The sequence below is a fragment of the Actinomadura livida genome (assembly GCF_014648675.1).
GTDB classification, from domain to species: domain Bacteria; phylum Actinomycetota; class Actinomycetes; order Streptosporangiales; family Streptosporangiaceae; genus Spirillospora; species Spirillospora livida.
Genome location: NZ_BMRO01000001.1, coordinates 568,188 through 592,491, shown reverse-complemented (window position 1 = coordinate 592,491; position 24,304 = coordinate 568,188). Strand labels below are relative to the sequence as shown.

Sequence of the window (24,304 nt, the reverse complement as noted above, 5' to 3'; positions counted from 1 at the left end):
TCTGCGGGCGGAGACGCGAACGAGGGCCGCCGGGAGTCGGCGGCCCTCGTTCGCGGTCGGGCGGCCGGATGCGGCCGCCCGGGATGCCTAGCGGCGGTAGTTCTCCCAGTCGTCGGCCGGCTGGCGGGAGCCGTACGGGGCGTTGTCGTTCGGCTGGCCGCCCTGCGGGTACCCGCCCTGCTGCTGCGAGCCGCCGTAGTAGCCGCCGCCCGGGCCGTACGCCTGGGTGGCGTTCGGGTCCTGGTAGCCGCCCTGGGCGTTCGGGTCGTGCGGCGCGGCGAGCGGGTCGGCGCCGCCGTTGTAGCTGCTGCCGCTGAAGTCGCCGTAGACGCCGGAGCCGCCCTCGTTGCCCCCGAACCCGCCGAAGGACTCGCGGCCGCCGCTGAGCGGCTCGTCGTAGCGCGGGGAGTCGCCGTAGGCGGGCGCCGTCGGGTAGCCGTCGCTCTGCTGGCCCTGCCCGTACCCGGACGGAGCCCCCATCCCGCCGGGCGGGGGACCGGACGGCACGCCGGAGCCGAGCCCCGGGTCGTAACCGCCGCCCTGCCCGCCGGAGGGCCCGCCGGTCTGCCACGGCCCGGTGTTGCCGGTGCCTCCGGAACCGCCGGTCGTCCCGAACGAGCCGGTGCTGAGCGGGTCGCCCAGCGGGTCGTTCAGGGAGCCGCCGCCGTAGGAGCCGCCCGTGTCGGACGAGGCAGCCGGGTTCGCCGACCGCGCACGGTCGGACTGGATGCGCTGGAGCAGCTCGTCCACGGACGGGAGCCGGTGCCCGTCGGTGTCGGAGCCGCTGGGCGCCGGAGCAGGAGCCGGGGGCGCCGGGGGCGCGGCCGGGACGGCGGGCTCGCCGAGGGGCAGGCCGAGCGGGTCGGACGAGCGGGGGTCGCCGCCGCGCGGGCCGGGGTCGGCGGGCATGTCGTAGCCGCCCTGCCGGCCGCCCAGCGGGTCGGAGCCGTAGTCGCCGTAGGACGGCTCGGGAGAGCCGTACTGGTGCTGCTCGGAGTACCCCTGGTCCTGCCCGTGGCCGTACTGGTCCTGGCCGCCGTAGGACGGGTCGCCGGGCCCGTAGTCGGCCGCGCCGTACGCGGGCTGGGGCTCCTGGCCGCCGTAGACCTGCTGGTCGGGCGCGCCGGGGCCGCCGTACGGCGGCTGCCCGCCGGGCATGCCCGGGCCGCCGGGACCCGCGAGGTCGGCGGGGATGGGGTCGAGCGCCGTCGAGCCGGGGTCGTGCCCGGCGAACGGGGAGCCGCCCTGGAAACCGCCCGGCGCCGGCATCTGCTGCGGACCGGTCCCGCCGCCCTGCGCGCCCATGCCGGCGAGCCCGGGGGTCTCGACGCCCATCGGGACGGGCTGGGTCAGGCTCGGCTGCGTGAGGCCCGGCTGCTCGGGCGGCGGCTGGTCCGCGGGCCCCTGCGCGTTCAGCGGGTCGGCGGCGAAGTCGGCGTCCGAGCGCTCGTCGTCGTGGTCGTGCTGCCACGGGAACCTGGGCTTGTCGAAGGTGATCGTCGCCCAGTAGTCGTCGTCCTCCATCTCGTCCGACGCCTGCCCGCTCGGGGCGGGGGGCGGCGGGGACGCGGTGGGGGCGGCGAGCGGGCCGCCGGCGACCCGGCGGTCATGGGCGGGCTCGGGCGCGCCGTGCCGGTCGTAGCCGCCGTCGTAGGCGCCGTCGTACCCGTCGTTGTAGCCGTAGTCGTCGGGGCCGCCCATGTCGTCCTGGGGCGGGCCCGCCCGGCGGCCGCGCGGGTGCTGCGGCTCGTCGTCCATCCAGTCGTCGTCGTCGCGTCCCGCCCTGCTGGCCCGGAGGCCTAGGGCTACGAGGACGACCACGAGGACCACGACCACAATGAGGCCGAAGACCACGATGTAAGAAGTCATGCCACCACCCAATGCCTTGGCCCGGTGAGAGTCCCTGGCGCGGACCGCGAGTCCGTCCCGATTGTCGCAGGCGACCGGTGCTGCTCTGGTCGCCGCCGCCTCGGTCTAGCCCGATTCTGACCGACCGCTATGACCGTTGTCACACCCATCGCGCACATTCACCCTCGCACGGCACGTCCCGATCGGCCAATCCCGCCCGTCGGTACGCCCCTGTCGGCTCAGCCCCCCGGTGGGGTCCGCCCTGACCCTGGGCCCTCAGGCTCCACGGTCAACGCGCCTAGTTGCCGCCGAAGTTCCCGATGATCCTGCCCCGTCCGATCGTGTGCCGGGCGATGGCGGGGAGCGAGTCCTTCAGTGCGGCGCCGTCGGCGAACGGTTCCGGGTGGTCCAGCGCGTAGATCGTGAACCGGTACCGGTGCCGTTCTCCCTTGGGCGGGCACGGCGGCGCGTAGCCCGCCTTGTCTTCTGTGGTCAACCCTTCGACGGTCCTGTCCAGCCGGGCGTCCTCGACGAGTTCGTTCACCGTCCCGCCGATGCCCGCGATCACCCAGTGGACGCGGGCGCCGCCCGACGCGTCCGGGTCGTCCACGACGATCGCGTACGACCGCGTCCCGTTCGGCGTGCCCGACCACCGGAGCGGTGGGGTCTTTCCCTGCCCGCCAGGGTACGTCGTGCAGCCGTACCGCGGGGGCAAGTCCTGCCCATCGCGGAACACCGGGCTGGTCACGGTGAACCACTCGGAAAGTTCGGCGCTCTTGTTCTCCGGCTGGCCGAACAGGCCGCAGCCGCCGACGGAGGCGGCGACCGCGAGGGCGCCCGCCGCGGCCGTGATCGGACGCCGGTGTCTGCTCATCATCGATACGCTCCCGGGCGAGATCGTACGCGGCGCGCCGCCGGATCGCCGTCATCTCGGCCGCATGCGCCCCGCCCGCCGGCGCCCCTTCCTCGTAGGCCCCAACGATTCGGCCCCAACACTAGGGCTTCGCCGGGACTGGAACGGGCCTTTCCCTCCACCGCGGGACGCCCCTCCGGCCGGAGGGGCGCTGTGACCTTGATCATGCGTGTTCTGCCCCGGTCCATGCCAGTTTTTGGGAAGGAGTGGCGGGTTTCACAGCCGTATCGGCGTCCTGCTTTGCCAGGACGGGAAGATCTGCTGTTCTTCCCTGGTTATTGATTGGTGCCAAGCACGTTCCATCGGCTAGCTTGTGAATGTCTTCACAAGCCGACCGTGACATTGGAGGCCGCAATGGCCAGGATCGCCCAGGAGAGCCCTGGCGCTCCCCACATCCTCATCGTGGGTGGCGGCTATGTGGGCATGTACACCGCGTTGCGCCTGCAGAAGAAGCTCAGACGCGAGCTCAGGCGGGGCGAGGTCAGGGTCACCATCGTGGACCCGAACTCGTACATGACGTACCAGCCGTTCCTCCCGGAGGCCGCCGCCGGGAACATCTCCCCGCGGCACGTCGTCGTCCCGCTCCGCCGCGTCCTGCCCAAGTGCACCGTGCGCAAGGCCCGGGTCACCGAGCTGAACCACGACGAGGGGTGGGCGATCGTCCAGCCGCTCGCCGGGCCGCCGGAGCGGATCTCCTACGACTACCTCGTGATGGCCGCGGGCGCGGTGCCGCGGCTGCTGCCGATCCCCGGGCTCGCCGAGCACGGAATCAGCCTCAAGACCGTCGGCGAGGCCATCCACCTGCGCAACCACGTGCTGGAGCAGCTGGAGATCGCCGAGTCCACCGACGACGCCGAGCTGCGCCGCAAGGCCCTCACCTTCGTGTTCGTCGGCGGCGGGTTCGCCGGCGTCGAGGCGGTCGCCGAACTCGAGGACATGACCCGCGACGCCACGAAGTACATGCGCAAGGTCACCCCGCAGGACCTGCGGTTCATCCTCGTCGAGGCCGCCGGGCGCATCCTGCCCGAGGTCGGCCCCGACATGGGCAAGTGGACCGCCGAGCAGCTCCGCGGCCGCGGTATCGACGTCAAGATGAACACGCTGCTGGAGTCGGCCGTGGACGGGCGGATCGAGCTGTCGGACGGCAGCTCCTTCCAGGCCGGGACGCTGGTGTGGAACGCGGGCGTGAAGGCGGCGCCCGTCGTCCGGCGGGGCGGCCTGCCCGTGGACGAGAAGGGCCGCGTCAAGGGCACCGAGTACCTGACCATCGAGGGCCTGGTGCGGGCGTTCACCGCCGGTGACAACGCCGCCATCCCGGACCTGACGCAGGAGGGCATGTACTGCCCGCCGAACGCGCAGCACGCCGTCCGCCAGGCCAAGCTCCTCGGCGACAACATCGTCCGCTCGCTGCGCGGGAAGACCCTCAAGCCCTACGTGCACAGCAACGTCGGCGCGGTCGCCGGGCTCGGCCTGCACAAGGGCGTCGCCCAGACCTACGGGTTCAAGGTCAAGGGCTGGCCCGCCTGGTTCATGCACCGCACCTACCACGGCGCGAAGGTCCCGACCTTCAACCGCAAGCTGCGCGTCGTGGCGGACTGGACACTCGCCCTGTTCCTCAAGCGCGAGACCGTCTCCCTCGCCACCATCGAGCAGCCGCGCGCCGACTTCCAGCTCGCCGCCCTCGACGACGTCCGCCCCAAGGAGCGGGCGGCCGACCAGGCCAGGGAACCCGCCGCCTGACCCGTCCGACCGAACCGAGACCAATGCCCCGGCGGTGCCCGCGACCGCCGGGGCATTCGGCATCCTGCGCGGCAGGACCGAGCCGATGGACTCCGATGGATCAGGCGCGCTTCTTGAACGCCCGCAGCGAGAGCGGGGCGAAGATCAGCGAGAAGCCGATCCCCCAGATCAGGGCCGTGACCGCGTGCTCGAAGACGGGGCCGCCGACCAGGAGGCCGCGCATCGCCTCCACCAGGTGCGTCACCGGGCTGTTGTCCATGACGAACGCGAGCCCGGAGGGGATGCCGTCCGTGTTCGGGATGAACGCGGTGCTCATGAAGCTCAACGGGAAGATCACCACGAACCCGAAGATCTGCACCTTCTCCGGCTCGTTCACCTTCATCGCGATGTAGACCGACGTCCAGGAGAACAGGACGGCGAAGGCCAGCAGCAGCGCGAACGCGGCGAACATGGCGAGGACGTTCGTCTCGATGCGGAAGCCGATGATGAAGCCGACCACCAGCAGGATCATCATCGACCACGCCTGCTTGGCGGTGTCGGCGATGATCCGTCCGGCGAGCGGGGCGCTGCGCGCGATCGGCAGGCTCCGGAACCGGTCGAAGACGCCCTTGGTGATGTCGGTGTTGAGGCCGAACCCGGTGCTCATCCCGGCGAACAGGGCGTTCTGCGCGATGATGCCGGGGATGACGACCGGCAGGTAGGCGTCGACGCTGCCCGACATCGCCGGGCCGAACACGTACGCGAACAGCAGCACGAACATGATGGGCTGGATGGACAGGTCCAGCAGCTCCATCGGGTTGTGCTTGATCTGGACCAGGTTGCGCCAGGCCAGCGTGGCGGTGTTGCGCAGGGCGGTGCCGGGCGCGACCCGCTTGGCGAGGTCCTGCGGTGCGAACGTCGCGGTGCTCACGCGGACGCCCCTTCCTTGCTGGCCGACTCGGCGAGCTCGCCGGCCTCGGCGTCGAGGTCCTCGGTGTGGTGGCCGGTGAGGGCGAAGAACACCTCGTCCAGGCTCGACTTGCGCAGCGACATCTCGCCGATGGCGACGCCGGCCTCGTCGAGGCGGCGGACCACGGCGGGCATCAGCCCCGGGTCGGTGATCGGCGCGCTGACCAGGTCGTCGGCGAGTTCCGGGACGGTGTCGGCCAGCTCCCCGACGATCTTCGCCACGGTGGACGCGTCGGCGGCGTCGACCGGCCGGACCTCCAGCACCTGGCCGCCCACCTGCGACTTGAGCACGTCGGACGTGCCGTGCGCGATGATCTGCCCGCGGTCGATGACCACGATGTCGTCGGCGAGCTGGTCGGCCTCCTCCAGGTACTGCGTGGTGAGCAGCACCGTGACGCCGTCGCCGGTCAGGCCGCGCACGATGTCCCACAGGCCGTTGCGGCTGCGCGGGTCGAGGCCGGTGGTCGGCTCGTCCAGGAAGAGGATCTGCGGCCGCCCGACGAGGCTCGCCGCGAGGTCGAGCCGGCGCCGCATGCCGCCCGAGTAGGTCTTGGCGGCGCGCTCGGCGGCGTCGGAGAGCTGGAACCTGTCGAGCAGCTCGGCGGCCCGCGCCTTGGACGCCCGCCGGGACATCCCCAGCAGCCGGCCGATCAGGACGAGGTTCTCGGTGCCGGTGAGCATCTCGTCCACCCCGGCGTACTGGCCGGTGAGGCCGATGAGCTGCCGCACTTTGTGCGCCTCTTTGACGACGTCGAAGCCGCCCACCTGGGCGTTGCCGCCCGTCGGCTCGATCAGTGTCGCGAGGATCCGGGTCATCGTGGTCTTGCCGGCGCCGTTGGGGCCGAGGACTCCGAGGACCGTTCCCGGTGGGGCGGTGAGGGAGACGCCGGCCAGCGCCTGGGTCTCACCGAACCGCTTCTCCAGGCCGTCGGCCTGGATGGCGTACGTCATGTGATCTCCTGAGATCGTGTCGCCGGACGTCACCGTCCCGGTCGAGACGGATCTGCCGAAAATATGTGGTGTCCGGCTCGGATGCATCCAGTTTTTCCGCCGCCCAGCGGGGCTCTGCGGGGGTGCCGGAGCGTCCCCCCAACATCGCATGACCCTCTGACAGAACGCTGATGCCCGCGCGATTGTGCCCACATCCGGCGGTTCGCGGGCGGCGAACCGGCGGGAGGGGGCCTCCGGCGTTCTAGACTCGCGGTGTGACGTCGGTGCGGCGCAGTCACCACAAGGACGGCGGGGGGCCGCACCCGCCGCGGCTGCGGCCGCCCGAACACCGGGTGTCGGCCCGCGCGATCGCGCACTGGGCGATCGAGTACCTGCTGGTGTGGGGCCTCGCGTTCGGGCTCGCCCTCGGTGTGGCGGCCTGGGTGGGCGACTCCGGCTGGGACGGCGTGCCCGGGTGGCTGTCGGGCCGGATCGGCTGGCTGCCCTACGCCGTCGGCGCCGCGGGGCTGCTGATGGTGACGGTCGCGCCCGTCTGGCGCTACCGCGTCCACCGCTGGGAGGTCAGCGCCGACGTCGTCTACACGCGCACGGGCTGGTTCAGCCGCGAATGGCTGCTGGTCCCCGTCGGCCGCATCCAGACCGTCGACACCCAGCAGGGCTGGATCGAGCGGATGCTGGGGCTGGCGACCATCGAGGTCAACACCGCGTCCCACGCGGGGTCCTCCGAGGTCTCCGGGCTGCCGGTGGGCGTGGCGACCCGCCTCGCCGAGGACCTCGCGCACCGCGCCCACGACCTGCGCGACGACGCGACGTGACCACGGGAAGCGGCGAGCGGGGCCGCGCGATCCGCCCGTACGCCGGCCCTTCGGCCGCGGGGGACCGCCCCGCCGGCGGCGCCGACCGCGGTGGTGCCGAGTGCGGCGGGGCGGAGCGCGATGGCGCGGACCCCGAGCCGGACGTGGTGCGTCCGCGGAAGGAGCGGCCGCGCGGCCAGCGGCTGCATCCGCTGACGTTCGTCGTCGGGGCCGTCCGCGAACTCCTCGCCCTGGTCGCCGCCGGTGCGACGGGCCTCATGGTCGGCGGCCTGTCCACGGCGTTCTACTTCGCGCTCGCCGGGCTGTCGTTCGGCCTGCTCTTCCACGTGGCCGGCTGGCTGACGTTCACCTACGTGCTGTTCGACGACCGGATCGAGCTCAGGCGGGCGCTCATCGGGCGGTCGGTCAAGAGCATCCCGCGCGACCGGATCCGGGGGGTGGACATCAGCGCGTCCCTCCCGCACCGGTTGCTCGGCCTGGCGGTCGTCCACATCGACGCCGGCGCGGACGGCGGAGAGGGCGCGCTGAACGCGGTCTCCCTCCAGGAGGCCGAACGGCTGCGCCGCGTCCTGCTCTCGCGGGACGCCCCGGCCCCGCCGCGCCGCGTCCTCGCCCGGATGCGGCGGCGCTGGTACGCGTACGCGCCGCTGAGCGGCGCCTACCTGTTCACGCCCTTCGCGGTGGCGGGCTCCCTCCTCGGCACGATCTACAACCTCGGCGACGACCTCGGCCTCATCACGCGGGAGCGGGTGGAGAGCGTCGGCCACGACGTGGTCGGCCTGTCCACCGCCCTCGTCGTCGCGCTGGCGATCCTCGTCCTGCTCGCCATGCCGGTCATGTCGGTGTTCGTCTTCATGCTGTTCAACTGGGACTTCACCGTCCACCAGCGGGACGGGTCGCTCGCCGTCGAGCGCGGCCTGGTCACCCGCCGGAGCGTCTCGCTCGAACTGCGGCGGCTGCGCGGCGTCGAGCTCGCCGACAATCCCTTCGAGCGCGCCGCCGGAGTGACCCGGCTCGGTGCGCTGATCACCGGGCTCGGGGACGCCGCGCACCGCGGGCGCCTCCTGCCCGCCGCCCCGCGCCCGGTCGCCGAGGCCCTCGCCGCCCGCGTGATCGGCGCCGTCCCCGGCCCGCTCGTCGCGCATCCTCCGGCGGCCCGGAGCCGGCGTGTCACCCGCGCGGTGGGGCTCCCGGCCGCCTTCGCCGTCCTCGCCGTCGCGACCGGGCAGCCGTGGGCCGCCTACGTGTTCGGCGTCCTCGCCGTCCTGGCCGTACCGCTCGGGCTGGACCGGTACCGGCAGCTCGGCCATGTCACCGACGGGGACCGGCTCAGCGTCCGGTCAGGGTCCCTGCGCCGCCGCCAGGCCGTCGTGGAGCACACCGCCATCGTCGGCTGGCGCATCCGGCGGACCGTCTTCCAGCGCAGGCTCGGCCTCGCCACCCTCGTCGCGGCGGTCGGCGCGGGCGACGGGGGCTACTCCGCCATCGACATGGCCGAAGGGGACGCCGTCGCCCTCGCCGCCGGCATCACGCCCGACTGGGTGACGCCGTTCCTGGAGACCCCGCCCGAGGACTGACGCCCTATTCGGGGCGGCGCGCACCGAACATGATCTCGTCCCAGGACGGCACGGAGGCGCGCTTGCCCTTGGCCTTGCGGCGCCGCGCGGGCCGCTGCGCCGCGGGCTCGCTGTTCGCGGCCGCCGCGGGCGCGGGCGTCGCCGGCTTGTCCTGCGCGGCGGGCATGGTGGGACGGGCGGCCGGCTTCTTCTTCGCGGGCGTCCGCGCGGGCTGCCGCTGCCCCGGCCGCTGCGCCGCCGGCTTGCTCTCCCGCGCGGGCTTCTCCTCCCCGCCGGGCCCGCTCTTGCGGGCCGGTGCGGCGGCCTCGGGCTCCGGCGCCGCGACGTCGGCCGAAGCCTCCTCCGCCTCGGCCTCCTCTGCCTCCACGGCCTCTGCCTCCACGGCCTCTGCCTCCGCCGCCTCGGCGGCGGCCCGGAGCCGGGCGGCCCGTCGTGCGGGGGTCTCGGCGAGCCGGGACGCCGCGCGCTCGTCCGGCGCGGCGGGCGATTCGTCGGTGCGGGCGGTGTCGGCCGGCTCGGTCTCCCCGGCGCGCTCTTCGGACGTGTCGCGGCCCGTGGTCTGCGCTTCGGCGGTCTCCCGGTCGGGGGACGCGTCCGCCAGGCGCTCCGCCGCGGCGGTCTCGCCGGCGTCGGCCGTTTCGCGGTCGTCGGTCGTCTCCGGGGCCGGGTCGGTTTCGGGCGCGTGCGTTTCGTTCGCTTCGCCGGGACGCGTGACCTCGTCGTCCTCGTCCTCGGCCTCGTCCTCGGAACGGCCGGTCTCGCGCGTGTCGGCGGTGTCCTGTTCTTCGGCCTCGTCCTCGGCAAGATCCGTCTCGACGACGTCCGCCTCTGCGGTGTCGCGCGGCTCGTCGTCCTCCCGGGTCTGGGTGGTTCCGCGCTCGGTCTCAGCCTCGGGCGCCTCCGCCTGCATGGCGGCCTCGCGCTCTTCGGACGCGTCGCGGCCGGTGGTGCGCACCTCGGCGGTCGCGGGGGTCTCGCGGTCGTCGGTCAGGGTGTCGAAGCCGGACTCCTCGCGGACGTCCTCAGGGGCCTGGGTCTTGTCGGTGAAGCGGTCGGTCTCCGCCGTCTCGCGGATGTGCGCGGTGCGGGCCTCGCCGGCTTCGCGGATCGGTGCGGTCCCGCGCCGCCGGGGCGCGTCCTGGAACCGGCCCGGCTCGGTGGTGCTCTGGGCGGGGGCCCTGCCGATGCCGCCGCCCTCGGGGGAGGTCTCGCGGAAGGGGCGGGGCTCCGCCATGCGAGGGGGCTCCGCCGGGTACTCGCGCGGCTCGGCGGGGCGGAGCCGGCCGTGGGCGCCGGGCTCGCCGGGCAGGCCCCGGGCGGCCGGGTCGCGGTCGCTGGAGACGACCTTCATGGCGGGACGGCGGGGGACGAGCGGCGTGACGGTGTCGGAGAGCGCGTCGTCGTCCCACTCCACGGCGGTCAGGCGGGCGGCGATCTCGTCCAGCGGGAAGACGTGCCGGCGGCGCGGGTCGAACGTCCACTCGGCGGCGTGCGGGCGGCCGTCGTCGAAGAAGGACAGGCGGACGCGCCAGGTGCCGTCCTCGCACTTCCAGGAGTCCCACTCGACCTCGTCGAGGTCGACGCCGCCGCGGCCGAGCCGCTCCTCGACGGTCTCCCCGAGGGGCGGGCCGGGGGCGGACTCGCCGGGCCGGCGGACCGCGACGCGCTGCGCCTGCTGGGCCATGTACTCGCGTTCCTGCAGGACCGGGCCCTCGAACCAGCGGACGCGTTCGACCGGGATGCCCGCCGACTCCGCGATCTCTTCGGCGGTCTCGCCGGACCGGATCCGGGCCTGGATCTCCTTGGGGCGCAAGGGACTCTCCACTTCGATCTCGAACTGGCCGAGGCGGGAGAAGTGCCCACGGACCGCCGCGCGGAGCCGGTCGTCGACGGGCAGGGTGAACCGGGTGCCCCGGCCCGCGGTCGCCAGGACGAGGTACGTACCGTCCTCGCTGACCGCGACGAGGCGCAGCTCCTGCATGCGTGTCCTTCCTGCCCTGTCCTGATGGCACGGAGGACGCCGGACCGCGCGACCATTCGTCTCACCGGTCGGCCGTCCGATGCCCACCGAGGGCGCATGCGTGCCCTTTCCCCCGGGTCCCCGAGTCTCTCTTTCGGACACACCTGCTGCCAGCACCGTACCCGGCATGTCCGAACATCGCCGCTCTCGAAGCCCCCTTCACGAGGTAGAAGAGGGCACCCGGCCAAGCTTGCCGGTGCCGCGACCCGCCCGGGGCCACCCTGCCGGATCCTTGTGCATCTTTTTCCACACCGTGCCTGGGGGAGATCGCGGCGCCGCGTCTTTTTGACGTTGCGAGCGTCACGTCTTGGGCAGGAACAACCGGGTCGCCCCGATCAGTTAGTGATCAAGGGGTTCATGGCGATTAGACGGGAGTGATGCGGTTCATGCCGCGCAAGCCGGAGATCAGTACGACGCAGCTCGTCGCGAGCGCCATCGCGACGGCCGTGGCGGCCTTCGGCGCTTCCACCCTCGGGGTCTACGGGACGATCATCGGCGCCGCGCTGATGAGCGTGATCTCGACGGCCGGGTCGGCGATCGGGCAGCACTACCTTGACCAGGGCCGCAACCAGATCAAGGAACTGACGCACATGCAGGCCGCGACGCGGCGCCGGGGCGCGGCGGAGGACGCCGCGGAGGAGGCGAGGAGCGCCGACCCGACCCGGACCGTGGCGTGGCCCGGCGACCCGAGCGCCACGCGGTTCGACCCGGCCGGCGATCCGAACGCCACCCGGTTCGACCCCGCCGGCGGCGATCCGAACGCGACCCGCCTCGATCCGGTCGCCGGCGGCGACCCCAACGCCACGCGCGTGGACCCGGTGGAGGCGGTCGCCGGCTCGCTCGCCGAGGAGGCGGGCGAGGACGCGGTGCGGCAGGTCGTCCGGCGGTCGGCGTGGAAGAGCACGGTCGAGTGGGCCAAGGCGCACTGGGTGAAGCTGGCGGTCACGTCGGCCGCGGTGTTCGCGATCGTCCTGGGCGGGATCACGATCTACGAGGCCGCGGCGGGGGAGCCCATCGGGCGCGGCGGCGGCGGGCTGACCGTCACCGAGGTCCTGGGCGGTGGCGGCGGGAAGCAGCAGGAGGACGGCCCGTCGCAGAACCCGACCGACGGCCCGACCGAGCCCGGTGTCACTCCGGGCGAGACCCCGACGGGCGAGGCGCCGACCACGGAGCCGGGCACGCGGCCGGACGACCAGCCGACCGGCCAGCCGTCCGGGCAGCCGACCCAGGCGCCCACGCCGCAGCCGACGACCTCGGTGCCGGCGGACCCGGACACCCCGGCGCCGACCGGGCCGCCCGGGGGCGGCCAGGACGGGGGCCAGGCTCCGGGCGCCGATGACCCCCAGAACCGCTCCACCCCGAGCGAGTGACGCCGGGCGGGTGACCCCGCGCAGGTGACACGGGACAGGTGACACGGGGCAGGTGACACAGGGCGAGCGCGCTCAGTCGCCGAAGACCTGCCTCGTGTAGGGGTTGGCGAAGCGCCGGTCCGGGTCGAGCTTGTCCCGCAGGGCGACGAAGTCGCCGAACCTCGGGTACACCGTCTCCAGGTACGCGGCGTCGCGGGTGTGCAGCTTGCCCCAGTGCGGACGCCCTTCGAGGCCGGCGAGCAGGTCCTCGACGCCCCGGAAGTACTCCTCGTGCGGGTCGCGGTGGTAGACGTGCACGGCGATGAAGGCGCTGTGCCGTCCGTGCGCCATCGACAGCCAGGCGTCCTCTTGGGGGAGGAGCCGCACCTCGATGGGGAAGCTGATCCGCCAGCCCTTCTTGGTGAACAGGGCGCGGAGCTCACGCAGGGCGGGGACGAGCCGCTCCCGCGGAATCGCGTACTCCTGCTCCTTGAACCGGACCGTGCGCGGGCTGGTGAAGACCTTGTACGAGGTTTCGCTGTAGGTGCGCGCCCCGAGGGCCTTGGCGGAGATGCCGTTCACGAACGGCACCGTGGCGGGCGCCCTGTGCGTGACCTTGTTGATGGCCTCGAAGACCGTGTTGGACAGGAACCGGTCGTCCAGCCAGTACCGGAATTTGGACAGCGGCTCGGCAGGGCCCTCGGCGCGGTTGTTGCGCTTGGTCAGGCAGCCTTCGGTGTGCGGGAACCAGTAGAACTCGAAGTGCTCGTTGGCGGCCTCGAACTCGTCCACGCGCGAGAGGACCTCGTCCCACTTCATCGGTTCCTCCTGTGCCCGCAGGAGGAACGACGGGACGGTCCGCCAGGTGATGGCGGTGACGATGCCGAGCGCGCCCAGGCCCGCGCGGGCCGCGTCGAACAGGTCGGGGCGTTCCTCGCGCGAGCAGGTGACGATGGTGCCGTCGGCGAGCGCGAGCTCCAGGGCGGCGACCTGGGAGACGAGCCCGGCGACGTCGCGTCCGGTGCCGTGGGTGGCGGTCTGGAGGGCGCCGGCGACGGTCTGCTGCTGGATGTCGCCCATGTTGGCCAGGGCGAGACCGTGCTCGTCCAGGATGCGGTTGAGCGCGTGGAGGGGAAGTCCTGCCTCGACGGTGACCAGCCCGGTCGCGGTGTCGACCGAGCGGACCGCGGTGAGCGCCGTGGGACGGAGCCGGACCCCTTCGGCGACGGCCGCGCCGGTGAAGGAGTGGCCCGTGCCGGTCATGCGGACCGTGAGGCCGTCGTCGGCGGCCGACCGGATCTGCGCGGCGACCTCTCCGGCGGTGCGCGGGGTCGCGACGCGGCGCGCCGTGGCCTGCTGGTTTCCCGCCCAGTTCTGCCACTTCTGGTTCGTCACGGGGGACATGCGGCGACTCTACTCGTCCAACGTTCATGAGGAAAGTTCATGTTTTCCTCCCGCGGGGCCGCCGATCATGCCTGGGAGGCGGTCATGGAACGGGCGATAGCCTACGATCCGGTAACTACGGACATGGAACGATGCGGGCGTCCGGCACGCATCGCTTCGTCCATGGTCGGCCCCATCCTGGCGTGACATGGGGGAAAGAAGTGAAAAAAGCGGGTAACCGTCCGTAGCGACACTCGTTGGGAATTGTTGTGGCCCCTCCATCAGCCCGGCGCACCGGCTCCATCGCGAACGCGGCCGCCAAGAAGGCGCCGTCGACCCCCTCCGAGCCCGGGGAACGCCCGCCCGGCGCGGACGTGATCGCGAACGGCGGGAACACGGCCGTCTCCCGGCCGCGCAGGCCGAAGCCGGAGAAGAAGGAGCGGCGGCCGCGGAACGGGTACGCGCGCCCGCCCAGGCGCCGCGGATCGCCGCTGCTCGTCGCGGGCATCGCGCTCCTCGCCGTCGCGACCGCCTCCGGCGGCGCCTACGCGGCGCTGACCGCGGAGAAGCCGGAGCGCGCCGAGGCGGGCCCGGCGGCGGCCGAGCCGCCCGACAACCTGCGGGGCGACCCCGTCAACGTGGCCCAGAGCGGGCAGGTCGCGCCGCTGGAGCGCGTCGTCCCGCCGGACGTGCTGGCGGTCGGCGGCGCCTCGATCTCCACCGCCAAGATCAAGCGGATCGCGAAGCTGAGCCGGGTCAAGGACGTGATGGCGGTCGCGGGCGGCGCCGTCCAGCTCCAGGGCCGCCTGGTGAACGCGTTCGCCGTGGACCCGTCCGACTTCCGCGCCTGGACGCCGCCCGGGACGGCCAAGAAGACCGAGCTGTGGGAGGCCCTGGCCGGCGACCAGTTCGTGGTGTCCCCGGCGGCCTCCGAGCAGCTCCAGCTCGCGAAGGGCACCCAGTACCCGGTGGTGGGGCGCACGATGCCCTCGCTGACGATGGGCGGCTCCGGCGCCCTCGGCGTGCCCGGGATCGACATGCTCGTCAGCCGGAAGTCCGGGACCGACATGGGGCTCATCCCCAACGTCGCCGTGCTGGTCAACGCCCCCGGCGCGGACCCGGCCAAGGTCGCCAGGGCCGTGACCAAGGTCCTCGGCCCGGGCACGGACGTGGTGAACCTGCACGAGTCCAAGTACCAGAACCAGGCGGGCGGCGGCGGTGGCGCCACCGGCTACATGGACCTGTACAAGCAGGCGGCCGGCACGTGCCCGGGCCTCTCCTGGACGGTCCTCGCCGCGATCGGCCAGGTCGAGAGCAGCCACGGGCGCAACGTCGGCCCGTCCAGCGCGGGGGCGCTCGGCCCGATGCAGTTCATGCCCGCCACGTGGAAGGCGTACGGGGTGGACGGCGACAGGGACGGCAAGGCCGACATCATGAACCCCTACGACGCCATCCCGGGCGCGGCCAACTACCTGTGCGCGAACGGCGCGGGCAAGGGCGGCAAGCAGCTCTACAACGCGATCTGGCACTACAACCACGCCCACTGGTACGTGCAGAAGGTCCTCAACCTGGCCAAGGCGTACGCGGCGCGCTACGAGTGACCGGCGGCGCTCCTGAGGCGGCCCCGGGAAGGGCTCTCCGCGACACCGGCCCGGAACGGGGCACCGCCGCAGGGCTGATTGGATGGGGAGCATGACGTCGTACGACGCGTTGCTTCTGCTGTCCTTCGGCGGGCCCGAGGGGCCCGACGACGTGCTCCCGTTCCTGGAGAACGTGACCCGCGGCCGCAACATCCCGCGCGAACGCCTGGAAGAGGTGGGCGAGCACTACTACCTGTTCGGCGGGGTCAGCCCGATCAACCAGCTGTGCCGGGACCTCAAGGCCGAGGTCGAGGCCGACTTCGCCGACCACGGCGTCGGCCTCCCCGTCTACTGGGGCAACCGGAACTGGACTCCGTACCTCGCCGACACCGTCCGGCAGATGAAGGCCGACGGGATCCGGCGCGCGGCGGCCTTCGTCACGTCCGCCTACAGCGGGTACTCCACCAACGACCAGTACGTCGACGACATCGCGCGCGTGCGCGAAGAGGTCGAGGACGCCCCCGAGATCGACAAGTTGCCCGTGTACTCCGCCAGGCCCGAGTTCATCGAGCCGTTCGCGGACGCGACGAAGGACGCGCTGAGCCGCCTCCCAGAAGGCGCCCGCCTGGTCTTCACCGCGCACAGCGTGCCCCTCTCCCAGCCCAACCAGGAGAAGTACGTCGCGGAGCTGGAGGAGGCCGCGCGGGCGGTGGCGCAGAAGGCCGCCCCCGGAGCTCCGTGGGACCTCGTCTACCAGAGCAGGAGCGGACCGCCCAGCCAGCCCTGGCTGGAGCCCCAGATCACCGATCACCTGAGCGATCTGCACGGCAAGGGCGTCCGCGCCGTCGCGGTCGTCCCGATCGGGTTCGTCTCCGACCACATGGAGGTCAAGTACGACCTCGACGTCGAGGCCGCCGACCTCGCCGCGGAGCTCGGGATCGCGTTCGCCCGCGCCGGGACGCCCGGGACCGACCCCCGGTTCGCCACGCTGCCCCGCCGGCTCCTGGAGGACGCCCGATGAGCGCCGCGAGCACGCCGGACCTCGCCGCGGAACTGCTCGAACTGGCCGCCGCGACCGCGCGGGAGGCCGGCCGGATGCTGATCGACAAGCGCCCGCTGGACGGCCCGGACGTCGTGCAGACCAAGTCGTCCCCGACCGACGTCGTCACCCAGATGGACCGGGCCGCCGAGCAGCTGATCATCGAGCGGATCCGGGCGGTGCGCCCCGACGACGCGTTCCTCGGCGAGGAGGGCGGCGCCCGCGACGGCGGCAGCGGGGTCCGCTGGGTGGTCGACCCCATCGACGGGACCGTGAACTACCTCTACGACCTGCCCGACTGGGCGGTCAGCATCGCCGCGGAGGTGGACGGCACGACCGTCGCCGGGGCCGTGGACATGCCGCGCCGCGGCGAGACCTGCACGGCCGTGCGCGGCGGCGGAGCCCTGCTGCACACCGCGTCCGGGACGCGGGAACTCCGCGTGAACGCCGGGGTGCCGCTCGGCGAGGCGCTCGTGGCCACGGGGTTCGGCTACGACGCCGGGCGGCGGGCCGGGCAGGCGCGGGTGCTCACCGGGGTGCTGCCGGGCGTGCGCGACATCCGGCGCGGCGGCTCCTGCTGCGTGGACCTGTGCTCGCTCGCCGTGGGACGTGTCGACGCGTACTACGAGCGCGGCGTCCAGGCGTGGGACGTCGCCGCGGGCGCGCTGATCGTCCAGGAGGCGGGCGGACGCGTCGAGGGCCTGCACGGGGCCCCCGCGAGCCCGGAGCTGACCATCGCCGCCGGGCCGGGCACGTTCGAGGCGCTGCACGAGCTCCTGGTGCCGCTCGACCCGCTCACCGACTGACGGTGCGGCCGGAATTGAGAAGGGAGCCCTGGACGGGGGTGTCCCGGGCTCCCGTTACGCTCGTGCGTCCCTCAGTCGCAGCGGGGTGCTTCGACGCCGATGTCGTTGTTCGCTGCGATCCGGCGCAGATCGTTGATCTCCTCCTGGCGGATGTCGGCCAGGTAGGTGTCCCCATCTGCGTGGGCGCTCCGCAGCGACGCGTAAGCGTCATCGAGCCGCTGCTGGATCATGCGTGACAACTCGCCCATGGGCCTCCTCCCGGATCCTGCCCATGCTTACCCAGCCCTAGGCTGAAGATAAACCTGTGCGTCGATGCAAATTTCGCGGATTGTTGCGTCCGTGATGTTCCGCTTCGGCGTACACCGAGCGAACAGGTGCTTACGGGGGTCTTACGGCTCCCGTGTCATATCTGGAACCGCGGGGGCGCGCCGCGCCCCGACCAGGAGGGGGACCCTGTGCGTGTTCTAGTCGTCGAGGACGAGCGCGTGCTCGCCGACGCGATCGCCACCGGCCTGCGCAGGGAGACGCTGGCCGTGGACGTGGCCTACGACGGCGCGGGTGCGCTGGAGCGCGCCGGCGTCAACGACTACGACGTCATCGTGCTGGACCGCGACCTGCCGAAGGTGCACGGCGACGACGTCTGCAAGCAGCTCGTCGCGCAGCGCTACCCGGCGCGGATCATCATGCTCACCGCGGCGGGCGAGCTGGACGACCGCGTCGAGGGCCTGTCCATCGGCGCGGACGACTACCTGGCCAAGCCGTTCGCGTTCGCCGAGCTGATCGCCCGCGTGCGGGCCCTCGGCCGCCGCGCCGCCGCGCCGCTGCCGCCGGTGCTGGAGCGCGCCGGGATCACGCTCGACCCGGCGCGCCGCGAGGTCGCCCGCGACGGCCGCCCGGTCGAGCTGACCCGCAAGGAGTTCGCGGTGCTGGAGGTGCTGCTCAGCGCGGACGGCGCCGTCGTCAGCTCCGAGCACCTCCTCGAGAAGGCGTGGGACGAGCACATCGACCCGTTCACCAACGTCGTGCGGGTCACGATGATGACGCTGCGCAAGAAGCTCGGCGAACCGCCGGTCATCGAGACCGTGCCCGGCGTGGGGTACCGGCTGTGAACACCGGACCCGTATCGCCCGGCGGCCCCGACGAGCCGTCCGCGGGCGCCGGCGCGACTCCCGCCGGGCCGGACCAGGGGCAGGGGCCGGGCTCGCAAGAAGACACGCGGCCGAACGCGGGCCAGCCGAACGCGGGCCAGTCGAGCACGGACCAGTCGAGCACGGGCCCGGCGAAGCCGCGCGAGGACGGGGGGCAGGCGACCCAGCCGACGGCCGTGCCGGGCGGCCGCCGCGGCGGCCGGTGGCGGCGTCCGGGCCCGCAGCAGGTGCCGCACCGGGTGCCCCCGCCGTACCCGGCGGCCCAGGGCGGGTGGTCCGGCGGTGGCGGCGGGTCGTTCACCGACCTGAAGACGCTGCCCGGCCGCATGAGCGTCCGGCTGCGCCTCACCCTGCTGTACGGGCTGCTGTTCTTCATGGCCGGGGCGCTGCTGCTGTTCGTGATGACGGTGCTGATGGCCAACATCCTCGGCAACGTCCAGGTGATCGGCCTCGGCATCTCCAGCGCCGAGGCCGCCGAGCTGAAGCGCCAGTTCGTCGAGCAGACGATGAAGCAGCTGCTCGGCCGGTCGCTGCTCGCCCTCGCCGGGGTCGGGATCATCACGCTGGTGCTCGGCTGGTTCGTCGCCGACCGGGCGCTCAGCCCGCTGCAGCGGGTCACCACCACGGCGCGCCGGCTGTCGGAGAGCACCCTGCACGAGCGGATCGCGCTGGAGGGCCCCGACGACGAGATCAAGGAGCTGGCCGACACCTTCGACGCGATGCTGGAGCGGCTCGGGCAGGCGTTCGACTCGCAGCGCCGGTTCGTCGCCAACGCCTCGCACGAGCTGCGCACGCCCCTCGCGATCAACCGGACGCTGCTGGAGGTCGCGCTCGGCGACCCGGAGGCGTCGGACGACCTGCGCGCCGTCGGCCGGACCCTGCTGGCGACCAACGCCCGGCACGAACGGCTCATCGAGGGCCTGCTGCTGCTCGCCCGCAGCGAGCGGGAGCTGACCACCCGCACCCCGGTCGACCTCGCCGAGGTGGCCGCCACGGTGCTGGAGCACTCGGCGCGCCGCGACCACGACAACGACGTGTCCGTGCACCCGGAGCTGACGTCCGGGACGGCGCTCGGCGACCCGGTGCTGCTGGAGCACCTGGTGTCCAACCTCGTCGAGAACGCGATCAAGCACAACGAGGAGGACGGCGGCGAGCTCTGGATCCGCACCGGCATGCTGGAGGGCTACGCCACCGTGCAGGTCGAGAACACCGGCCCGGCCGTCCCCGCCTACGAGGTGGAGCGGCTGTTCGAGCCGTTCCGGCGGCTGAACGCCGACCGGGTCGAGTCGGCGAAGGGCGCCGGCCTCGGCCTGTCGATCGTCCGGTCGGTGGTGCTGGCGCACCGCGGCGCCGTCTACGCCGCGCCGCGGCCCGGCGGCGGCCTGATCGTCACCGTCCGGCTGCCTCCGGGCTGAGCGCGGCTACTTGAGCGCGGCCGTGGTCACCGTCGGGAAGCCGTGGTAGTCCATCCCGAGCCCGACGTACCGGTCGCTCCTCGCGACGGCCGCGTGGCCGTCGTTGAGGAGGGGGATGAGGGCCATGTCGTCCAGGGCCGTCTTCTCGGCCTCCTTGAACAGGTTGGTCCGGTCGTGGGCGTCCTGGTCGGCGAGGGCCTCCGAGATCACGGCGTCGAACCGGGCGTTCTTCCAGCCCGAGTAGTTGAGGTGGGAGTTGCCGCCGGTGGCGACGACGTCGCCTCCCAGCAGCGGCCACAGCATCGAGTAGGCGCCGGGGTAGTCGGGGCCCCAGGCGAAGAGGGCCAGGCCGGACGCGTCCTTCGACACGAGCGTCTCGCGGAACTCCTCGAAGTTCTCCAGCGGGGACGCCTTCATCGCGACCTTCCACCCGAGCGTCGTCTGCAGCTGCTCGCGGATCACCTCCGCGAGGTCCGGGTACACCGACGACTGCCGGAAGTACAGGTTCACCTCGCTTCCCGCTCCGAGCCCGGCCTGCCCGGCGAGTTCCTTGGCCTTCGCCGGGTCCGGCTTGTCGCACGACGGGCACGGGCCGGGGTTCCCGAAGCCGGAGATCGCCGGTGGGACGATGCCGTGGGCGGGCTTCGGAACGCCGCCGAGGATCTGGCTCAGCTTGGCGCGGTCGATGGCGTAGGAGACCGCCTGCCTCGCCTCCCTCGACTTCATCGGTCCGCGCGCGGTGAGCGGGACGAGCATCCGCGTCGACGGGCTGGCGCCTGTCACCAGTTCTTCTCCGGGCGCCGGGGAAGACCGGCCCGGCGTGAGGGCCGACCAGTCGACCTCCCCGGCGGAGTAGGCCGCGCGTCCCCGGGCGGGGTCGTCGCTGAAGACGATCTGGACGCCGTCGAACCTGGTGCTGCCGAACGTCCAGCCGTCGTTGCGCACGAGTGCCGCGCCCGTGCCGGGCCGGTGCTCCTCCAGCTTGAACGGGCCGTTCCCGACGGGACGGGTGTTGTAGGTCCGGTTGTCGGGCTTCCCGGCCTCCTCGGGGACGGGCATGAAGGCGGGCTCGGAGAGCCGGGCGGGAAAGTCGCAGTTGGGGGAGGTCAGTGTGACGTCGAGGAAGGCGGGGGAGAGCGCGCGGGCCCCGGACAGCTCGTCGGCCCTGCCGGCCGCGACGTCGGAGAAGCCTTGGATGTCGGTCATCAGGTAGGAGCCGCTGCCGGTCTTCGCCGCGGCGCTCCGGGCCCAGCCGCGGGCGAACGCTCGCGCGTCGATGCGCTCGCCGTTGGTGAAGCTCGTGCCCTCCTTGACCTCGATCTTCCATTGCTCGCACTTCCGGTCGGACGCGATCCGCGAGGCGAGGCGGTTGCGGACGACACCGTCCGCGCCGAGCTCGGTCAGGCCGGTGAACAGCTGCTCGACCAGGAACCGCCCGGTACCGCCGGTGACGTGCGCCGGATCGATCTCCTCGTCCAGGGTGGCGGGCGACGGGACGGACATCCGGAACGTCCCGCCCGTCCGTCCGGCCGGGGTCGTCCTCGGGTCCGGGCCGCCGTCCCCCCGGAACTGGACGAGGATCACGGTGCCGACCAGCACCATGGCGGCCAGGGCCGCGCCGCCGACGCTCGCCAGGACGCCGATGCCGGGCCTGCGCGGCCCTCCGCCGGAACCGGCGGGCGGGGCGCCCCCGTCCGGGAAGGACGGTCCGGACGGCCAGGTCGGCGCGCCGTGCCCCGCGGCCGGTGCCCACGGCGCCCCCGGGACCTGCCCGCCCGGCGGCGGAGGTCCCGGCACCGGCAGCGCGGGCGAGACCTGCGGCCGGGGTGTCTGCGGCCGGGGTGTCTGCGGCTGGGGTGGCGCGGGCGTCGCCGGGACGCGCAGTTGCGTGGTGCCGGTGGCCGCCGTCGCGGCGCCCTGGGTGAGGATCGCGGCGTCCTCGCCGCCCCCCGTGTCTTGCGGGGCTCCGGCCCGAGGCAGGCTCCCCGCGAGCTCCAGCAGGTGCGCCAGGACGTTCTGGGACGTGGGGCGGAGTGCCGGGTCCTTGCTGAGGCAGTTCGCCACGATCCCGCGCAGCGGCTCCGCCAGGTCCCCGAGGTCCGGGGGCAGGTTGAGGATGCGGTTCATGACCGCGGGGATGGAGTCCTGGCCGAACGCGGTGCGCCCGCCGGCCGCGTAGACCATCGTGGCGCCCCACGCCCACACGTCGACGGCCGGGCCGGCCGGCGCGCCGGAGATCTGCTCGGGCGCCATGTAGGCGGGGGTGCCGACGGCCGTGCTCGAGATCGTGCCCGTGGCGTCCAGCGCCCGCGCGATCCCGAAGTCGATCACCCGCGGGCCGTCCGCGGGCAGCAGGACGTTGCCGGGCTTGAAGTCGCGGTGCACGACGCCCGCCTGGTGGATGGCGGTGAGCGCCGTCATCGTCCCGATCGCCAGCCGGTCCAGGTCGGCGCCGCGGCGCGGGCCGTCGGCGGCCAGCACCTCCGACAGCGACGGCCCCTCGATGTACTCGCTGACGATGTAGGGCCGGTCGCCCTCCACGTCGGAGTCCAGGACGCGGGCCGTGCAGAACGCCGACACGCGCTTGGCCACCGCGACCTCGGCCGCGAACCGGGACCGCGCCTTCGGGTCGCCGCTGAACCGCGCGTGCAGCAGCTTCACGGCGACCCGGCGGCCGGCCCCGTCCTCCGCGAGGAAGACGGCGCCCTGACCGCCCTCCCCGAGGAGGCCGGTCAGGCGGTAGGCGCCGAGACGGGACGGATCACCCGCGCGAAGCGGGGTGACCGCCGCCGTCACTTGCGGACGGTTCCGTAGGCGGAGGCCGTCGGGTCGGAGCGGTTCTGCCGCCACTCCCACCGCAGGGTCTCCTCGGACCCCTGCTGGGTGAAGGTGATGTACCCGGCCGCGCATTTGCTCGGGTCCATCCCCGCCATCGGGGTCTCCTGGTACTCGACCTTCTCGCTGGTGCGGTCACCGGACAGCAGCGTGAGCCTGGTGTAGCAGTTGTCCTGCGCGCCCGACGGGTAGGTGTACCGGGCGGTGCCGCTCGTGTAGAGCAGCGCGAACCGGGCCTGGAAGTTCTGGTGGCCCGCGTCGGCGTCCGGCTGCCTCGCGTCGCCCTCGTACACGCCGAGGAGCCCGCCCCGGGAGGTGCTCCCCGGGGTCGGCACGCGCGGGGTGTAGGTGCTCGGCGGCGGGAACGGGTCGGGATCGGGGTCCGATCCGCCCTCGTTGCTGGCGATGACGATCACCGCCACGATCGCGATGATCGTGATCAGCGCCAGCACGCCGCAGCCGATGGCGATGATCGGCCCGGCGGAACTGGACTGCTTCGGCGCCCCGTACTGCGGCCCGGGCGGGACCGGCGGCCGCGGCGCCCCCGGGTGGGGCATCCCCATCTGCTGCCCCATCTGCTGCGGGGGCGGGGGCGGCGTCGTCGGCCCGGGGGGCGCGCCCTGGTACATCGGCATGGGCGGCGGAGTGATCGGCTGCGGGGGCGGCGTCGTCGGGCCGTGCGGCGGGCCCTGCGGCGGGCCCTGGTGCATCGGCATGGGCGGCGGCGTGATCTGCTGCTGCGGCCGCGCCTGCGGCGCCGGCGGCACCGGGGGCGGCGGCGGAAGCTGCGAGGCGATCCGCGTGCCCTGGTTGAGGAGGTCCTCCGCGCCGGCCTGGCCGGCCGGAGCGGCGCCGACGTGCCCCAGGAGGTTCAGCAGGAGCTGCGGCGCCGGCGGGCGCAGGCCCGCGTCCTTGGACAGGCACTGCCCGATCAGGTCGCGCAGCGGCCCCGGGGGCAGCGCCGAGAGGTCCGGCTCCTCGTTGAGGATGCGGTTGATGATGACCGGCAGCGTGTCCGCCTCGAAGGGCGACTGCCCGGTGGCGGCGAACACCATCGTCGCCGCCCAGGCGAAGATGTCCACGGCCGGGGTGAGCGGCGCCCCGGTGAGCTGCTCGGGCGCCAGGTAGCCGGGTGTGCCGACCACCATCCCGGTGGCGGTGACCGCGCTCTCCTGCGAGTTGACCGTCCGCGCGATGCCGAAGTCGACCACGCGAGGGCCGTCCGCGGCCAGCATGACGTTGTTGGGCTTGAAGTCGCGGTGCACGATCCCGGCCTCGTGGATGGCCGCGAGCGCGGTCACCGTGCCGATCGCGAGCCGCTCCAGCTCGGCGGGGCTGCGCGGCCCGTCGTGCGCCACCACGTCGTGCAGCGACGGCCCGTCGATGAACTCGCTGACGACGTACGGCTGGTCTCCGTGGACGTCGGCCTCGATGACCCGGGCCGTGCAGAAGGGCTCGACCTTCTGCGCCGCACTCACCTCGCGGGTGAAGCGGGCGCGCGCCGCCGGGTCGTTCGCCATCTGCGCGTGCAGCAGCTTGACCGCGACGTACTCGCCTCCCGGCGCCTTGCCGAGGAAGACGGCGCCCTGACCCCCGGCGCCCAGCCTTCCGACGACCTCGTACTGTCCCAGTGCCCTAGGATCGCCCGGCTCCAGCGGAGCGGCATCCGGCATCTGACCCTCCAGTGACCCGCAGTGATGTCCCGCGATAGTGTGCGCCGGACCCCGCCGGGGGGCCGTCCGCCGGCATCGGCCGGGCTGACCCCGCAGGGGGTCCGCCCCCATCCTCAGGCGGGCACGATATCGCGTTAGTTCAGACGTTTCACCGAAGCGTCTGGTTCGACGGCCGGGCAGCCGGATCGGGCCGTCCCGCCGCGCCGGGCCGGTCGGCGCGCATTAGCGCCCCGGGACCGATATGATCCCCGCCGCCGCGGGAGT

18 protein-coding genes are annotated in these 24,304 nt (G+C 73.3%); 9 read left to right on the top strand and 9 right to left on the bottom strand.

Annotated elements, in window-relative coordinates; genetic code table 11:
- Positions 1 to 87 precede the first annotated feature (87 nt).
- Positions 88 to 1,869, bottom strand: a complete 1,782-nt coding sequence (locus tag IEZ03_RS02570; protein WP_184882494.1) for a hypothetical protein — start codon at positions 1,867 to 1,869, stop codon at positions 88 to 90.
- Positions 1,870 to 2,146: 277 nt separating this feature from the next.
- On the bottom strand, positions 2,147 to 2,725 hold the full coding sequence (locus IEZ03_RS02565) for a YbhB/YbcL family Raf kinase inhibitor-like protein (RefSeq protein WP_229807951.1): 579 nt from the start codon (positions 2,723 to 2,725) through the stop codon (positions 2,147 to 2,149).
- A gap of 390 nt (positions 2,726 to 3,115) precedes the next feature.
- Between IEZ03_RS02565 and IEZ03_RS02560 the strand changes: the two genes are divergently transcribed.
- Positions 3,116 to 4,501, top strand: coding sequence for an NAD(P)/FAD-dependent oxidoreductase (locus tag IEZ03_RS02560; RefSeq protein ID WP_184882496.1), 1,386 nt, complete (start codon positions 3,116 to 3,118; stop codon positions 4,499 to 4,501).
- A 100-nt stretch (positions 4,502 to 4,601) separates the two neighbouring features.
- On the opposite strand, the gene IEZ03_RS02555 is transcribed toward IEZ03_RS02560, so the two are convergent.
- Both IEZ03_RS02555 and IEZ03_RS02550 read right to left on the bottom strand, forming a co-directional pair.
- Complete coding sequence (locus tag IEZ03_RS02555) at positions 4,602 to 5,411, bottom strand: ABC transporter permease (RefSeq protein ID WP_132043664.1); 810 nt, start codon at positions 5,409 to 5,411, stop codon at positions 4,602 to 4,604.
- Complete coding sequence (locus tag IEZ03_RS02550; RefSeq protein ID WP_184882498.1) at positions 5,408 to 6,400, bottom strand: ATP-binding cassette domain-containing protein; 993 nt, start codon at positions 6,398 to 6,400, stop codon at positions 5,408 to 5,410. The genes IEZ03_RS02555 and IEZ03_RS02550 overlap by 4 nt, the downstream gene beginning before the upstream one ends.
- A 254-nt stretch (positions 6,401 to 6,654) precedes the next feature.
- On the opposite strand from IEZ03_RS02550, the gene IEZ03_RS02545 reads away from it, so the two are divergent.
- Positions 6,655 to 7,215, top strand: a complete 561-nt coding sequence (locus IEZ03_RS02545; RefSeq protein WP_132043668.1) for a PH domain-containing protein — start codon at positions 6,655 to 6,657, stop codon at positions 7,213 to 7,215.
- On the top strand, positions 7,212 to 8,792 hold the full coding sequence (locus IEZ03_RS02540) for a PH domain-containing protein (protein ID WP_229807950.1): 1,581 nt from the start codon (positions 7,212 to 7,214) through the stop codon (positions 8,790 to 8,792). The genes IEZ03_RS02545 and IEZ03_RS02540 overlap by 4 nt, the downstream gene beginning before the upstream one ends.
- 4 nt (positions 8,793 to 8,796) lie before the next feature.
- Here the strand turns inward: IEZ03_RS02540 and sepH are convergent, their stop codons facing one another.
- The gene (gene sepH, locus IEZ03_RS02535; protein WP_189241148.1) at positions 8,797 to 10,773 is read right to left on the bottom strand and encodes a septation protein SepH; all 1,977 of its coding nucleotides are present in this window, start codon (positions 10,771 to 10,773) and stop codon (positions 8,797 to 8,799) included.
- A gap of 416 nt (positions 10,774 to 11,189) precedes the next feature.
- Here sepH and IEZ03_RS02530 point away from each other — a divergent pair, with 416 nt between their 5' ends.
- Positions 11,190 to 12,182, top strand: a complete 993-nt coding sequence (locus IEZ03_RS02530; protein ID WP_184882502.1) for a hypothetical protein — start codon at positions 11,190 to 11,192, stop codon at positions 12,180 to 12,182.
- Positions 12,183 to 12,254: 72 nt separating this feature from the next.
- On the opposite strand, the gene IEZ03_RS02525 is transcribed toward IEZ03_RS02530, so the two are convergent.
- Positions 12,255 to 13,565 carry a D-arabinono-1,4-lactone oxidase gene (locus tag IEZ03_RS02525; RefSeq protein ID WP_184882504.1) on the bottom strand — a complete coding sequence of 437 codons (1,311 nt, stop codon included), beginning with the start codon at positions 13,563 to 13,565 and terminating at the stop codon, positions 12,255 to 12,257.
- Between the two features lie 248 nt (positions 13,566 to 13,813).
- Here IEZ03_RS02525 and IEZ03_RS02520 point away from each other — a divergent pair, with 248 nt between their 5' ends.
- The 3 genes from IEZ03_RS02520 to IEZ03_RS02510 all read left to right on the top strand — a co-directional run bounded on the left by IEZ03_RS02520 (position 13,814) and on the right by IEZ03_RS02510 (position 16,969).
- Positions 13,814 to 15,145 carry a lytic transglycosylase domain-containing protein gene (locus IEZ03_RS02520; RefSeq protein ID WP_229807949.1) on the top strand — a complete coding sequence of 444 codons (1,332 nt, stop codon included), beginning with the start codon at positions 13,814 to 13,816 and terminating at the stop codon, positions 15,143 to 15,145.
- A 91-nt stretch (positions 15,146 to 15,236) separates the two neighbouring features.
- Positions 15,237 to 16,145 carry a ferrochelatase gene (locus IEZ03_RS02515; protein ID WP_184882506.1) on the top strand — a complete coding sequence of 303 codons (909 nt, stop codon included), beginning with the start codon at positions 15,237 to 15,239 and terminating at the stop codon, positions 16,143 to 16,145.
- Positions 16,142 to 16,969, top strand: coding sequence for an inositol monophosphatase family protein (locus IEZ03_RS02510; protein WP_184882508.1), 828 nt, complete (start codon positions 16,142 to 16,144; stop codon positions 16,967 to 16,969). Before IEZ03_RS02515 ends, IEZ03_RS02510 begins: the two co-directional genes overlap by 4 nt.
- A 71-nt stretch (positions 16,970 to 17,040) precedes the next feature.
- Here the strand turns inward: IEZ03_RS02510 and IEZ03_RS02505 are convergent, their stop codons facing one another.
- On the bottom strand, positions 17,041 to 17,217 hold the full coding sequence (locus tag IEZ03_RS02505; protein WP_165950362.1) for a hypothetical protein: 177 nt from the start codon (positions 17,215 to 17,217) through the stop codon (positions 17,041 to 17,043).
- A gap of 207 nt (positions 17,218 to 17,424) precedes the next feature.
- Here IEZ03_RS02505 and IEZ03_RS02500 point away from each other — a divergent pair, with 207 nt between their 5' ends.
- A complete protein-coding gene (locus IEZ03_RS02500; RefSeq protein ID WP_184882510.1) occupies positions 17,425 to 18,078 on the top strand; it encodes a response regulator transcription factor in 654 nt (217 codons plus the stop codon).
- Positions 18,075 to 19,532 carry a sensor histidine kinase gene (locus IEZ03_RS02495; protein WP_229807948.1) on the top strand — a complete coding sequence of 486 codons (1,458 nt, stop codon included), beginning with the start codon at positions 18,075 to 18,077 and terminating at the stop codon, positions 19,530 to 19,532. Before IEZ03_RS02500 ends, IEZ03_RS02495 begins: the two co-directional genes overlap by 4 nt.
- 6 nt (positions 19,533 to 19,538) lie before the next feature.
- Here the strand turns inward: IEZ03_RS02495 and IEZ03_RS02490 are convergent, their stop codons facing one another.
- Together IEZ03_RS02490 and IEZ03_RS02485 are read right to left on the bottom strand one after the other, a co-directional pair.
- Positions 19,539 to 22,328, bottom strand: a complete 2,790-nt coding sequence (locus tag IEZ03_RS02490) for an ABC transporter substrate-binding protein (RefSeq protein WP_229807947.1) — start codon at positions 22,326 to 22,328, stop codon at positions 19,539 to 19,541.
- Positions 22,325 to 24,040: a serine/threonine-protein kinase gene (locus tag IEZ03_RS02485; protein ID WP_184882514.1), complete on the bottom strand. Its 1,716-nt coding sequence runs from the start codon at positions 24,038 to 24,040 to the stop codon at positions 22,325 to 22,327. The genes IEZ03_RS02490 and IEZ03_RS02485 overlap by 4 nt, the downstream gene beginning before the upstream one ends.
- Positions 24,041 to 24,304 lie beyond the last annotated feature (264 nt).